The organism is Chryseobacterium viscerum, from assembly GCF_002899945.2.
GTDB lineage: Bacteria > Bacteroidota > Bacteroidia > Flavobacteriales > Weeksellaceae > Chryseobacterium > Chryseobacterium viscerum.
This window is the reverse complement of record NZ_PPEG02000001.1, coordinates 627,217-641,807: the sequence shown is the minus strand read 5'-3', so window position 1 is coordinate 641,807 and position 14,591 is coordinate 627,217. Positions and strand designations below refer to the sequence as shown.

General features: G+C 34.6%; 12 protein-coding genes. 2 read left to right on the top strand and 10 right to left on the bottom strand.

Features of this window, described 5'->3' with window-relative positions:
- Positions 1–22: 22 nt before the first annotated feature.
- From tsaB to rpiB, 8 genes are all read right to left on the bottom strand, one after another.
- On the bottom strand, positions 23–697 hold the full coding sequence (tsaB, locus tag C1634_RS02935; RefSeq protein ID WP_103233413.1) for a tRNA (adenosine(37)-N6)-threonylcarbamoyltransferase complex dimerization subunit type 1 TsaB: 675 nt from the start codon (positions 695–697) through the stop codon (positions 23–25).
- A gap of 80 nt (positions 698–777) precedes the next feature.
- Complete coding sequence (locus C1634_RS02930; protein ID WP_103233414.1) at positions 778–1,527, bottom strand: SDR family NAD(P)-dependent oxidoreductase; 750 nt, start codon at positions 1,525–1,527, stop codon at positions 778–780.
- 12 nt (positions 1,528–1,539) lie between these two features.
- Positions 1,540–1,911 (bottom strand): YraN family protein, encoded by a 372-nt coding sequence (locus C1634_RS02925; protein ID WP_103233415.1) that lies wholly within the window; start codon positions 1,909–1,911, stop codon positions 1,540–1,542.
- 42 nt (positions 1,912–1,953) lie between these two features.
- On the bottom strand, positions 1,954–2,883 hold the full coding sequence (locus C1634_RS02920) for a S66 peptidase family protein (protein ID WP_103233416.1): 930 nt from the start codon (positions 2,881–2,883) through the stop codon (positions 1,954–1,956).
- Positions 2,880–3,566: a LysE family translocator gene (locus C1634_RS02915; protein WP_103233417.1), complete on the bottom strand. Its 687-nt coding sequence runs from the start codon at positions 3,564–3,566 to the stop codon at positions 2,880–2,882. The genes C1634_RS02920 and C1634_RS02915 overlap by 4 nt, the downstream gene beginning before the upstream one ends.
- Before the next feature lie 282 nt (positions 3,567–3,848).
- Positions 3,849–4,217 carry a hypothetical protein gene (locus C1634_RS02910; RefSeq protein ID WP_103235568.1) on the bottom strand — a complete coding sequence of 123 codons (369 nt, stop codon included), beginning with the start codon at positions 4,215–4,217 and terminating at the stop codon, positions 3,849–3,851.
- 127 nt (positions 4,218–4,344) lie between these two features.
- Positions 4,345–6,513, bottom strand: a complete 2,169-nt coding sequence (rnr, locus tag C1634_RS02905) for a ribonuclease R (protein ID WP_109737869.1) — start codon at positions 6,511–6,513, stop codon at positions 4,345–4,347.
- Positions 6,514–6,848: 335 nt separating this feature from the next.
- On the bottom strand, positions 6,849–7,283 hold the full coding sequence (gene rpiB / locus C1634_RS02900; protein WP_103234702.1) for a ribose 5-phosphate isomerase B: 435 nt from the start codon (positions 7,281–7,283) through the stop codon (positions 6,849–6,851).
- 643 nt (positions 7,284–7,926) lie between these two features.
- Between rpiB and C1634_RS02890 the strand changes: the two genes are divergently transcribed.
- Both C1634_RS02890 and C1634_RS02885 read left to right on the top strand, forming a co-directional pair.
- A complete protein-coding gene (locus C1634_RS02890; RefSeq protein WP_103234700.1) occupies positions 7,927–9,117 on the top strand; it encodes a phosphoglycerate kinase in 1,191 nt (396 codons plus the stop codon).
- 266 nt (positions 9,118–9,383) lie between these two features.
- Complete coding sequence (locus C1634_RS02885) at positions 9,384–11,282, top strand: glycoside hydrolase family protein (RefSeq protein ID WP_103234699.1); 1,899 nt, start codon at positions 9,384–9,386, stop codon at positions 11,280–11,282.
- Positions 11,283–11,782: 500 nt separating this feature from the next.
- On the opposite strand, the gene C1634_RS02880 is transcribed toward C1634_RS02885, so the two are convergent.
- Both C1634_RS02880 and mnmG read right to left on the bottom strand, forming a co-directional pair.
- A complete protein-coding gene (locus C1634_RS02880) occupies positions 11,783–12,604 on the bottom strand; it encodes a class I SAM-dependent methyltransferase (protein ID WP_103234698.1) in 822 nt (273 codons plus the stop codon).
- A 117-nt stretch (positions 12,605–12,721) separates the two neighbouring features.
- Positions 12,722–14,584, bottom strand: a complete 1,863-nt coding sequence (gene mnmG, locus C1634_RS02875; protein ID WP_109737867.1) for a tRNA uridine-5-carboxymethylaminomethyl(34) synthesis enzyme MnmG — start codon at positions 14,582–14,584, stop codon at positions 12,722–12,724.
- Between the last annotated feature and the right edge of the window lie 7 nt (positions 14,585–14,591).

The window sequence follows — 14,591 nt, the reverse complement described above, 5'->3', positions numbered from 1 at the left end:
TTTTTTCTGATTATACAGAATTTTAAGAATTTTTTTTCTTTACTCCATGGAAATCTTTGAGATAAAAAGGCTCGAAATAAGCCATATCTTCAAACTCTTTGCTTTCTATTTTTTCCAGAGTCTTCTTGATAAGATATTGGGAAGAAGGATATACATCGTCTTTAAAAACAGCATCAGGAAGATTCAGTATCTCTTTTGCTTTTTTAGCCCCATCCCCTACAAACAAAACTTTTTTATCTTTGAATTCTTCAAAAGAAGTCTCATCTAAAATTTTAGCTTCTGTCTGAGATAATTCTTTTCCTGTATTACCATCATAAACGGCCGTATACACCTCCATTCTCCTCGCATCAATCAATGGAACCACAAAGTCATAGTTATCTTCTAAAAAAGGCTCTATCATGCTTTCAAGAGAATTGATAGCAATCAGAGGAACTTTGAGTCCGTAACAGAAACCTTTTGCAGATGCTGCACCAATCCTCAAACCGGTATAAGATCCGGGACCTTTTCCCAAAGAAACGGCTTCAATGTCTTTAATTGAAATTCCCGCTCCTTCCAATGCCCATTCTACGTAGGTATGAAGACTTTCAGACTGTTTGTAGTTTTCAGAAACTTCTTCACACAGACATAGCAGCTTTTCATTGTCTGATACGGCTACTGAACAGTTCTTGGAAGATGTTTCCAGATATAGAATTTTCATTTTTTTGTTTTAAGCTAAATGCAAAATTGCGAGAGCAAAATCGCTTTCAATTTTCTGCAAATTTAATCCATTATTTTGGACTATTTTCTATAAATCGTTCTCGGTTCTGCCTGAGCACTTGGGTAAATGGTCATATCTGAAACGGTAACGTGTTTCGGGGCATTCACACAGTAAGCAATGGCATCGGCAATATCTTCAGCTTTCAAAGCATCATACCCTGCATAGACCGTTGAAGCTTTCTCATTATCTCCTTTGAATCTTACCAAAGAGAAGTCGGTTTCTACGGCTCCTGGCTGGATATTGGTTACTTTGATCCCAAACTCGGTAAGCTCTAGTCTCATTCCTTCCGAAATAACATCTACTGCTTTCTTCGTTGCACAGTACACTACCCCATTCGCATACGTCTGCCTTGCTGCCACAGAGCTGATGTTTACTATATGACCTAAATTTTTAGTTTTCATATTTGGGATGATCATTTTAGAAACATAGAGAAGTCCCTTTACATTTCCGTCGATCATAGAATCCCAGTCATCTGTCTTACCAGCCGAAAGAGGGTCTAGCCCATGTGCATTCCCAGCATTATTAATCAGAACATCAATATCTTTCCAGTTTTCAGGAAGAGAATTAACAGCGGTCTCCACTTCTTCAAGATTCCTTACATCAAACAACAAACTAAATATTTCGGTATATTGAGATAACTCTGATTTCACAGCCTCCAACACTTCACTTCTTCTTCCACAAATAATAATTCTGTTTCCTTGTTTTGCAAGAAGTTCAGCAGTGGCTTTTCCTATACCGGAAGTGGCTCCGGTGATTAATATTGTCTTCATAAAATTGTTTTATTAATTTGCATCAAAGGCCTGAAAAGCATCTTTGATATGGTCAATAATTAAGTTCTTATTTTCATCGGGAAGAACGGAGATAATGTCAAATCTGACTTCATTGTCTTTATTAAATTCTTCCATGTAATGATTGGCAGCAGAAACAATTGATTTTATTTTTGTTTTGGTTACCGCTTCGTGGGGCAGCATAAAAGTATCCGTAGATCTCGCCTTTACCTCAGTAATGATAATAAGGTCATTTTTTTCAGCGATAATATCAATCTCAGCTTTCTGAAAACGAAAATTTCTGATAAGAATTTTATAGCCATTTTTCTGAAGATAGTCGGAAGCCAGATCTTCTGCTATTTTTCCAAAATCATTATGATCAGCCATATTTTGTGTTTAAGAGTTTGGAGATAGGAGAGTGGTGCTCTTTTAAAATTCGATCTTTACCTTAGCTCCGATTTTCATTTTAATATTTCCTCCGATTAGAAGTGGTCTGTTGTCTTTAATGTGTCCATTTGGAAAAGCAAATACCACAGGAAATTTATACTTTGAAATTCTTTCAGAGATCAGTTTATAGGCAAACTCATCAAAGCTTTCTTCATAGTTCTTATTTTCTTTTTCATCTCCCATATTGGTCATCCCGCCAACGATAAGTCCTTTGATCTTATTGAAGACTCCTGCCAGCTCGAGACTCATGATCATACGGTCCAGTGCATAGTAGTTTTCTCCGATATCTTCAATAAATAGGATTTTATCTTTAAAGTCGAAAGAATATTTAGTTCCCAGAAGGGCATAGATAAGGGCTAAATTCCCTCCAACCAATTCTCCTTCAATATTGCCTTCTTTATTCAATTGATGGGATCCAAGGGTATATTTGGGAGTTTTGCCTTTTAAAATATCAAAGATCAGGTCATAGCTTTCGTCGGTAACTCCAAAACTTGATGTTTTGATAGTCTGTCCATGGATCGAAACAAAACCTTTTTTCAACAGATAACTTTGTATCACTGTATTATCGGAATAACCAATGTACCATTTTGGATTCTCTATAAAGTTTTTCAACTTAAGATGCTGAATCAGATGCTGGCATCCATAACCTCCTCTGGAAGCCCAAACCGCTTTAATTTCATGGTCATTTAAGGCCCAGTTGATGTCTTTTATTCTTTCCTGTTCTGTTCCGGCATAATTATATCCGTTTGAAAATTTGGTGTAGAGATGTTCCCCGATAATGGGTTCAAAACCTCTGCTTTTAATCATTTCTATTCCCTTTTCCAGTTGAGTGGCATCTACCGCTCCTGCAGGGGAAATAACAGCTATTTTGTCTCCTTTTTTAAGGGACTTTGGAAAGATCATTTTTTTCATTTTGTTTTTTGATATTTTACTTCTTTCTTTTCTGCTTCTTCAAGTTGTCTTTCAAACTGATTGAACTTTTTGAAACTCTGCAGGAAAATAAAGAAACTGAAGACAATAAGAATACAGCCAACAACTCTTCTGATCCGGTTGGCCAGTTTCTGTGTAAGCTTATCGTGAAATTGTTTAGCAAGAAATATTTTGGCAAGATCTATAGAAAGGTATGTTGCCAATACTATGCCTATGTATAAAATAAAACTGCTGGTGTCCGGATATTGATTCCTTACGGAAATTACCGTTACCAGCCAGAAAAGGATAACTCCAACATTTAAAAGATTAAAGAAAAAACCATTGAAAAATGTTTTAATATAATTTTGGCCAATAATCTTTTCTTCGCCCGGCATATGCATTTTCGTCTTGGTCACCAACATCACAATCCCATAAATAAAAATTAGAATAGAAGTGATTCTATAGAACCCGGGATGTTTATCTATTAAAGAGACAATATCTGTACTGGCATAATACGCCGCTACAATGCATAATAAATCTGCAGTAATAACGCCAAGATCCAGTGATAAGGCATGTTTTGGGCCTCTGGAAAAGCTGGTTTCAATTAAGAGGAAAAATATAGGTCCTATAAAAACCAGGCTCAGCATAAATCCTAATATGACGGCAGATAGTACAAGTTCTAGCATTAAGTGGTATTTTAAAATGAATAAAAATTCATTTCGTTTTATACAAAGTTATACTTTATGATTTAATTATTCAATAAAGTTGTGATATATCAACTGGATTTTAAGGAGAGTTTAATCTGAAATTTTTAAGGAAATAGGAGAGGAGTAAGAATGATAAGCCCTGAAACGTGACCAGATCTTAAAATTATTTTGGGTGATTTTTTAACTTCTTAAAAAGAAAGAGGCTGTTCTTTTTGGGAACAACCTCTTTTGCGTTATACTTTGCTGATGATCTCAACAAATTTATTTTTCCAGGCAATTTTCATTAAAAGTAAACTCGAAGTCTTTTCTAATTTTAAGCCCAAAAATACCTCGTTCAAAGGTATAGGTAATCTGATTTTTAAACAACATTCTTTTATAATCAATGAAAAAACTTCTTGTCATATAAGAATATTCATAGGCATTTCCACTCAAATAAACGTATGTTGTCTTTCCTTTCTGATGACTTCGTACACTTCCAACCTCTGAAATCATATTTCTGAAACAATATGTTTCTTTGGTAGGATTCATTCCTGTAAGATAATTGATCAAAAAGAATCCATTAATTATCTGTGGAAATGTAACTCCAAAAAAGTACTTTTTCCCTTGTTTATCAATATTAATAATATTCATTTTGATTAAAATATTACATAGGACTACAAGGACGATCATAGCGAGCACAAACAGATAAAAATTGATAACAGTGTTAAAAATGACTGTTACCAATAATATTGCATTTAAGATACTAAATACAATATACTTATCTATCCTGGTCATTATCCACAATCTTGAAGTCAAGCTGCTTTTGAATCAAATTCGCTTTCACTACTTTGATCTGAACCTGATCTCCCAACTGATATTTATTTCCATGTCTTGACCCATAAACAGCGTGAGTTTTGGCATCATACATATAAGAGTCATCTACCAGGTCTCTTAATTTGATCAGACCTTCGGCACCGTTTTCTGGAATTTCTACCCAGAATCCGAATTCAGCAACCCCTGAAATTACCCCCGTGAAAGTTTCTCCAAGATGCTTTTCCATGAATTTCACCTGCATATATTTGATAGAATCTCTTTCTGCATCAGCTGCTAGTCTTTCCATTGAACTGCAATGTTTAGCTTTTTCCTCAAGCTCAGGTTTGGCCGGAGATTTTCCTCCATCCAGATAATGCTGAAGAAGACGGTGGGCAATCAAATCCGGGTAACGACGGATAGGAGAGGTGAAGTGGCTATAGTATTCAAAACCTAACCCATAGTGGCCAATTGGTTCTGTAGAATACACCGCTTTACTCATACTTCTCATCGCCAGTGTTTCGATCATATTTTCTTCTCCTTTCCCTTTTACATCATGAAGAAGTTTGTTTAAAGATTCTGCAACCTTCTTGGTATTGGCAAGATCCATTTTATATCCGAAAGTAGCTACAAAGTCTCTTAATGACTCTAGTTTTGCCGGATCCGGATCGTCGTGAACCCTATAAATAAATGTATTGTTTGTGATCTCTTTCTTTTTGGTCAGGGATACAAACTCCGATACTTTTTTATTGGCCAGAAGCATAAACTCTTCGATCAGGTGATTAGAATCCTTGCTTATTTTAAAATAAACGCCGATCGGTTGATTATTTTCATCCAGATTGAATCTTACTTCACTTCTGTCAAAAGTAATAGCCCCTCTTCTGATACGCTCATTACGCATGATCTTCGCAAGTCTGTCAAGAACATTGATTTCTTCAGCAAGATCTCCCTGTCCGCTTTCTATACGCTCCTGAGCTTCCTCATAGGTAAATCTTCTGTCGGAATGAGTAACTGTTCTTCCAAACCACTCTTTCTGAATTTCTGCATTGTCATTTAATTCAAAAACAGCTGAAAAAGTATATTTATCTTCGTGTGGACGAAGGGAACAAACATCATTACTTAAAACTTCCGGAAGCATCGGTACCACTCTGTCTACAAGATAAACCGAAGTGGCTCTTTTATATGCTTCATCATCAAGGATAGTCCCCGGAACTACATAATGGGACACATCTGCAATATGAACACCGATTTCCCAGTTTCCATTTTCCAGTTTTCTCATTGATAAGGCGTCATCAAAGTCCTTCGCATCCTTAGGGTCAATGGTAAACGTACAGATGTTACGCATATCCCATCGTTTTGCTGCTTCCTCGTCAGTAATACTTCTGTCAATTTTATCAGCATCTGCTTCCACTTCCTGTGGAAATTCATAAGGCAAACCATATTCTGCAAGGATAGAGTGGATCTCTGTTTCATGTTCTCCCGGAGCACCCAACACCTGAATGATTTCACCTTCTGGATTTTTATCTCCGGGTCTCCACTCAGTCATTTTTACAATTACCTTATCTCCATCTTCAGCATTGTTGAACTTTGCTTTTGAAATAAAGATATCTGTGTTGATTGATTTTTTATCACAAACAACAAAGCCGAAATCCTTATGAGCCACCTTCTGAAATATTCCCACAAATTCAGTTCTGGTTCTTTCCAAAACTTCCAGAACAGAACCTTCCAGCTTCTTTCCTTTATAATGATAAGTTATAATAAGAACCTTATCTCCTTGCAAGGCATCCTTCACATTTTTGGCATGTACAAAGACATCATCTTCCAATCCTTCCACTTTTACGTAAGCATTTCCGCTTTGGTTGAAGTCAATAATTCCAGTTAGGGTTCCTGCAATTTTCAGGTTCACGATATACTTTCCTTTTTCTACTTCTTTGATCTTTTCAGATCCCTGAAGTTTATGCAGCGCCTGGATTACAAGTTCTCTTTGTCTTGGATTTTTGTAATCTATACCGTCGGCGATCTGCTTATAATTATAAATTTTAGATGCATTCGCATTCATAAAACGGAGAATCAATCTTCCGATCTCCATCATTTTTAAATCATTTTTATGACTTATATATTTTCTTTTTTTTGGCATTTTAATTTTCTTTTTAAATGTTTTGGTCTTAGTTCAAATAAAACCTTTTTCTAATCTTCCTACTTTATTCCTTATAAAGGTTATTCAATTTCATCATTAGATTCTTTGTGTAAAATCATCAGAACTTATCTTTCAGTTTACTTACAACGGGAGCTTTAGTTTTGTATAAAATTAATACAATTCTTGAGAAGAAAAGAGAAAAACCTTCTATTAAATATATTTCAAATATAAGAAAGGCTTTGGAGAATAATAGAGTGTAATTTCTATTGGACATTGCAAATGTACGAATAAAAAATAAATAAGGCTTGTAATACGATTTACAAGCCTTAGTATATTTAGCAAACAGCAATTTTATCAACTCTGTTCTGGTGTCTTCCACCTTCGAAGTCAGTTGAAAGAAATTTATCTACAATTTCAAGAGCCAGTTCCTTTGATATAAATCTTGCCGGCATTGAAATCATGTTGGCATCATTATGCAGTCTTGCCAGTGTTGCAATCTCCGGCATCCAGCAAAGTGCGCATCTTATTTTCTGATGTTTGTTCGCAGTGATCTGAACCCCATTTCCGCTTCCGCAGATCAAAATTCCGAGCTCATTTTCTCCGTTTTCCACAGAGGTTGCAGCAGGGTGTACAAAGTCAGGATAATCCACACTGTTTGTGGAAAACGTTCCAAAATCCTGTACTTCAAAACGTTCTGAAAGGTAGTTCTTAACAATCTCCTTATATTCATAGCCTGCATGGTCCGCTGCAATCGCAATTTTTCTTTTCATAATACTCTTATTAAGCTTTATTAGATTCTATTTCCTTACAAAGGTAAGAATAATAACAATTCGTGTTAGTAAACCGTGAGTTAATTGTGAAAAGGTATGTTAATAACTGTGGAAAACTTTTATCAACTTTCTATTTTTAAAGATCAATTTATTTCGTAATAGAAAACCTTTCAGCAAATTTTCACCACAACTTTCCAGATGTTTTCTTCAGCTATCCCCAGATTTCTCCATAATAAAATAACTAATAATTGATTCTTTTCAAAGTTACCAACATTTGTTAATAAGTATGTGAAATAGCGGGTTTACAAGGATTTATATTGTGAGTTAAATATGAATTCAATACAAGTTGAGTGTTACCAACTTTTAAGCTAAAACTTATCCCCTAAACTAACAACATACAACAACAACTACATTATTCTTTTTCTATAAAGAGATAAAATTGTTGATTAATGGGTGATTGGGTCTGGGGAAAGTTTTTGAAAACTTTTATTTTAATGAAAGTGTTGAAAAAGTTTAAAACCTTACATTTGTGAAACAGAAATTCAATAAGATTGATGAAATTATCGTTGCGAGATTTTCCGGAATGAACCCCGGACTTTGGCCACGCCGGTTTCATGAAACTTAGAAAAAAATAAATCTACTTATGAAAACAATCAATGATTTTAATTTTAAAGACAAGAAGGCTCTGGTAAGAGTGGATTTCAATGTTCCTCAGGACGATCAACTGAAGGTGACAGACAACACAAGAATTGTTGCTGTAAAACCAACAGTGGAGAAAATCCTTAATGATGGTGGTTCTGTCATTTTAATTACCCACCTTGGGAGACCTAAAGGGGAGGTTAAAGATGAATTTTCTCTTAAACATATTGTTGGTGAAGTTTCTAATGTTTTAGGACAGGAAGTAAAGTTCGTGGATGAATGTATTGGGGAGAAAGCAGAGCAAGCTGCTGCTGAACTAAAACCAGGGGAAATCTTATTATTAGAAAATGTACGTTTTCATAATGAAGAAGAAAAAGGAGATGCTGCTTTTGCTGAAAAGCTTTCTAAGTTAGGGGATGCTTATGTAAATGATGCATTCGGTACTGCACACAGAGCTCATGCTTCTACTGCTGTGATTGCTCAGTATTTTGAATCAACTAAATATTTCGGTTTACTAATGGCTAACGAGCTTCAGGCAATCGATAAAGTATTAAAGAGTGGAGAAAGACCTGTTACAGCTATTCTGGGAGGTTCTAAAGTTTCAACTAAAATCACCATTATAGAAAATATCCTTCCTGCAGTAGATAATCTGATCATTGGAGGAGGTATGGCATTCACTTTTATTAAGGCTTTGGGAGGAAAAATCGGAAATTCTTTAGTAGAAGAGGATAAGCTTCCTTTAGCTCTTGAGATTTTAGGAAAAGCAAAAGAACATAAAGTAAAAGTATATCTTCCATCTGATGCAATCATCGCAGAAAGCTTCAGTAATGAGGTGGAAAGAAAAGAGGTTGATATCTATGCAATCCCAGAAGGATGGATGGGACTTGATGCTGGTCATAAATCTAGAGATCAGTTCAATGATGTATTATTAAATTCAAGAACTATTCTTTGGAATGGTCCTATTGGAGTTTTTGAAATGTCAAATTTTGCTGGCGGAACGATTGCTCTTGGTGAAAGTATCGCCGAAGCAACAAGATTAGGAGCTTTCTCTTTAGTTGGAGGAGGAGACAGTGTAGCTTTTGTTAAGCAATTTGGATATGCTGATCAGGTAAGTTATGTTTCTACCGGTGGTGGAGCAATGCTTGAAAGTCTTGAAGGACTTGAGCTTCCTGGGGTAGCAGCCATCAACAATTAAGAGAAAATAAAATAGATATTTTAAAGTCTGCTAATTATATTAGCAGACTTTTTTTATTTCTAAAACAGGAAGAAAATCCTTTATTGATCGAAGTTTTCTAATGATTATAGATATAACCTGAGGTTATATTTAGCGTATGTGTCTTTTAAGATAGATTTTTTTTCTTCTTGAATGTAATAATAGAATTATTTGTTCAAATTATATTTTTTTTACGTCAAGTTTTGACGTTGTCAGCGAATACATTTGCAGTATCAAATTAAAATATTATGATGTATACAAATGAGTTTTTCGCCGTTGGAAATGCTGCTCCCAATGACAATTTAGTGCAACTGATCGATAGCTTTACAGGAGAAAGCGTTACTTTTCAAAAAGTAAGTACTTGGATTGATGAAACGATTCTCGTTATTAACGATCCTAAAGTTCTGGAAGATGAGATTATTTACCGATCCAGGGGGAATGATTACTATGTAAATACCGTAGTTTTTTCTTCTAAAAGAGTCTATGTAACGACTTTTGGTGTAAAGTCTTCATATACTGCAGATCAAAGACCAGCCATTCAAAAAGCTTTTGATGTTAGTTCCAAGCTTGGATTGAAGCTAGTTTTTCCTAATGGTCATTTTCTTATTAATTCTTACAGTGATAGAGCTGAATTAGTTATTGCACACGCTAATATTTTAGAATTAAGATCTTATCTGGATATTGAATTTGAAGAATATAGCGTCATAAAAGTTGGTGGTTTTTTTGATGATAAGCCTTTTGTTCTATTCTCCGGTTTTAATGATACTGATAGTGCAAAGTTTAAACCTTTGTACAATATTACGATGAAGGGCAGGGGAGTCATTGATTTTAGTGGTGAATTGTCACAAATGAGAAGTTCATACATGCGTAGAATTGGCTTTGAAGGTGGCAATTGTACTAATGTTGATATAGATGGAATTTATTGGACTAATGGTGATCTAACCAATTGTATAAGTGTTGGTTGGTCTCAAAATGGTAGTAAAGCTACCATTCAAAACTGTATCTTCGAAGATTTGGTTAAGAGTAATGAAATTATTAATAATGATCACTCTACAATCTATGGAAATGTTAATTTTTTATCGGTGCATGATAATGTCTTCTTAGGTAATGAACAAACGAAATTAATTGGATGTGCCTGCGAAATCCATGGAAGCAATTCTTCCTTTACCAATAATAAGGTTTATAATTATACAAGAATGAATTTTGTGGCTGGGATTTACACTGAAAAGGGTAATATTACAAATATTTCAATCTCAGATAATATTGCTGAAATTGTTAATTCTGGTGTATACTTGTGGCCGGATAAAAATTGTACAATTTCTAATGTATTTATTACTTCTAATAACGTTAAGCATATCCATGTACAAGGAAAAGGAATGTTGTATAATGGTGGACAATGTTTATTTATTATTCAGGGTAAAGGTGGTAAATGCGAGAGAGTTACAGTGACGAATAATACGTCACATATCCTTTATACAGAGGGCGACTATTCTAGATATGCTGCAGGTGTTCTAGCTTCCACAGTGTCCTTGGAAGTTACTGATAATCAATTTATAGGCCGTTCTTTGGGTTTCTTATTCGATAAAGATCATGATGAAATTAACGGTCAATATTCTGAATATTCATTCATAAAGGTTTCCAGAAATCATTTTACAGCCATTTCTAAGCTGATAACAATGGTTGCTAAACGAGTAAATTACTGTTTAATATCTGATAATGCGTCGGTTATACCGGTGTCTACGATGGAAGACGTAATCAGTATTACAAGTGATTTTATTCAGTCTACTACCATCAGAGATAATGTGTATATCTCTAATCAACCTAAAGTGGAATTTACTCCTTCAGCTGTATTTCTAGCAGATCCATCGAATAAAGCTAAATATATTTTATCTAAGATAAATACTCCTGTACCCACTATTAATGGAATGACATCAGCTTTGATCAGCCCTGTACTTTCCAATAGTCATAGAAGAGTAGGGGCAATGTATACGATTCAACCCACGTATCCTTTTCCTGAACTTTTTTTTAATGCACATACTTTTGGAACGACATCACCTTTAAGTGTGAGATTTAAAGTTGATAATATGACTCTTTTTACTTTTTCAGCAAATTCAAGCTTATTGAGTAATTTGATTGTTGATTTATAAATAACAAAAAAACCGGATCAATTCCGGTTTTTACTTTTAAGGTGATAAAATTGACTTCCATAAATGCTTCTTAAATCAATAAATTATATTTTTCCGACTACTAACACCTTTAAGTATGTTTTAGAATGAATTAATTATGATTGTGAAAGAATTTGATTTTTAAAACTCTATTTTTTTCCACTGCAATCAATTTTATGTAAAATTTTTTAAAAAAGTGAATTTTTGCAAGCAGATGGAAAATTTTAAGAAATCAAAGAAGAGAATTATTGATCATTGATTTTTTGTTTGCGTATGAAATGGAGTAGGGGAGAAGATTCTAAAATTAAGAAATGCAATGTGAAATTTTTTGATCCCAGTTAAAGTATTTTTTACAAAGTTTAAAAATGGATAAAAACTAATTTCGATGAAATAAAAAACTCAGGAAAAAATCCTGAGTTTTTTAAATTTTATAGTGAAAATGCTGAAAACTGACCTTCATAAATGGGTCAAAAATCGGTTTTCTATCTTTTTTCGATAATGTATATCAAACTTGAGAATTCGTTTGAAAAAAGCGCCTTTACGTTGGAAATTGTTCCGTGAATGACCGCTTTTGCCCAAAATAAGGGTGATTTTTTGTATTTTTCGCTTAACATTGAGATGTAATAGGAATCTAGTATAAGAGGTTTTATTTTTCTTAATTTCCAGTCTGGTTTTTTGGAAATTAAATTTTCCATTCCATTTTTAGAAAAATGGTAGATGTGTCTTGGTACATCATAAGCTGCCCAATATTCTTTATAATGTTTAGCATCATAAGAAGTAGGGTTGGGAACAGCAATAATAAGAATTCCTTTTTCCTTTAGTTTATTATGAAAAATGCTTAGCATTTCATTCTGATTTTCGATATGCTCAAAAACATGCCACAGTGTAATGGCATCTAAACTTTTATCTTCAATTTTACTAATGTCGTCTAGTATTGCTGCTTTTGTTATTTTACTTTTTGCAGCTTTTCTTGCATCGGCATCAGGTTCAAAACCGAAGGTTTCAAAATCATTTTCTATATATTTTACAAATTCTCCGGCTCCGCATCCGTAGTCCAAAACTTTTGATCCTTTCTTAATTCTATCAATAAGAATATTTTTTTTGTACTGCAGATTAAAAGACTGTAGAAATTTGTAAAGCTTTTCTTTCAGACTTCCGGAATCCTGGTGGTGAGAAATATAATCTTCGCTTTCGTAATATCTGGAAATATTGGATGGAGTAGGGGTGGTTTTAAATACACCTTTTGTTTCTGTTTCTTGTATTTCAAATATTTCCTGTGAAAGAAAATGATCTTTTATTTTCATTGAAATCGGTATCTTTTTTATCTATTCAAAAAAATTAAGATATTCAGAGGTTATTATACACTCAAAATACCTTAATTCTTGTTTTATTTTTTAATGTTTCACGTGAAACATTTCTTTTTAACGTCCTAAATATACTAATAAGACGTTGATATCTGCTGGAGAGACCCCGCTTATCCTTCCTGCCTGGGCAATTGTCTTCGGACGTACATTAGACATCTTCTGCTTTGCTTCTGTAGAAAGGCTGGAAAGATTAGTATAATCAAAATCTTCTGGAATTTTTATATTTTCCAGACGGTTTAATTTTGCTACGTTTTCTTTTTCTTTCTCAATATAGCCTTTATACTTGATATTGATCTCTGCCTGTTCTCTTACTTCATCATTATATTTGGAAGAAACTTCTTTGATAAAGTCTATTTCATCCAGTTTTTTCAATGTGATATTAGGTCTGGTCAATATTTGTGCGGCTCTATAAGCCTGATCTACCGGATTACTTTCTATAGATTCTAGGATAGGGTTGATAACACCTGGTTTTAAAGAAGTTTCTCGAAGGAATTCTTCAAGTAGTTGACTTTCAGATATTTTAGCTTCTACTTTTCTTAATCTGTCTTCTTTTGCCAATCCAAGTTGGTAAGCTTTTTCAGTTAACCTGATATCAGCATTATCCTGTCTCAAAAGAAGTCTGTATTCGGCACGTGAAGTAAACATTCTGTAAGGTTCTTCAGTTCCTTTGGTAATCAGGTCGTCAATTAATACTCCGATATAAGCTTCATCTCGGTTTAGGATAAAGTCGCCTTTTTCATGAACTTTGTTATGGGCATTGATACCGGCAATTAAACCTTGACCTGCTGCTTCTTCATATCCTGTTGTTCCATTGATCTGTCCTGCGAAATATAAATTATCAATTAATTTTGTTTCCAGGGTATGTTTCAATTGGGTAGGAGGGAAGTAATCATATTCAATGGCATAACCGGGACGGAATACTTTTACGTTTTCAAATCCTGGAATATGTTTCATAGCTTTGATCTGTACATCTTCCGGAAGTGAAGAACTGAATCCGTTTACATAGATCTCTACCGTTTTCCATCCTTCAGGTTCTACGAAAAGCTGGTGTCTGTTTCTTTCTGCAAAACGATTAATTTTATCTTCAATACTTGGGCAGTATCTTGGACCTAAACTTTGAATCGTACCATTGAACATTGGGCTTCTATCGAAACCTTCTCTCAAAATATCATGTACTGTTTCGTTCGTATATACGATATGGCAGCTTAATTGTTTTGTCAATTTTGGAGTGTCAAGATAACTGAACTTTTGGGGATTTTCATCTCCTTTCTGTTCCTCCATTTTTGAATAATCCAAACTTCTTCCATCTACTCTCGGTGGAGTACCGGTTTTCATTCTTCCTGCTTCGAAACCTAAAGTGACCAATTGTTCTGTAATTCCAAATGCTCTTGGTTCACCCATTCTTCCTCCACCTAGTTGTTTATCTCCAACGTGAATTAATCCATTAAGAAAAGTTCCGTTGGTAAGAACAACAGATTTTCCTTTGATCTCAATTCCTAAAGAAGTAACAACTCCGGTTACTTTATTATTTTCAACAATCAGTTGTTTCACCATATCCTGAAAGAAATCAAGATTGGGAGTATTTTCTAATGCTAAGCGCCATTCTTCGGCAAAAAGCATTCTGTCATTTTGGGTTCTCGGAGACCACATCGCGGGACCTTTTGAAAGATTTAGCATTTTGAATTGAATAGCAGATTTGTCTGCTATAATTCCGGAATATCCTCCCATTGCATCAATCTCTCTTACGATCTGTCCTTTTGCGATTCCGCCCATTGCCGGGTTGCAACTCATCTGTCCGATGGTCTGCATATTCATTGTAACGAGTAGTGTTTTTGAACCAAGGTTGGCTGCTGCGGCAGCGGCTTCACAACCTGCGTGTCCGGCACCTACTACGATCACATCATATATTTCTGAAATCATTTTTATC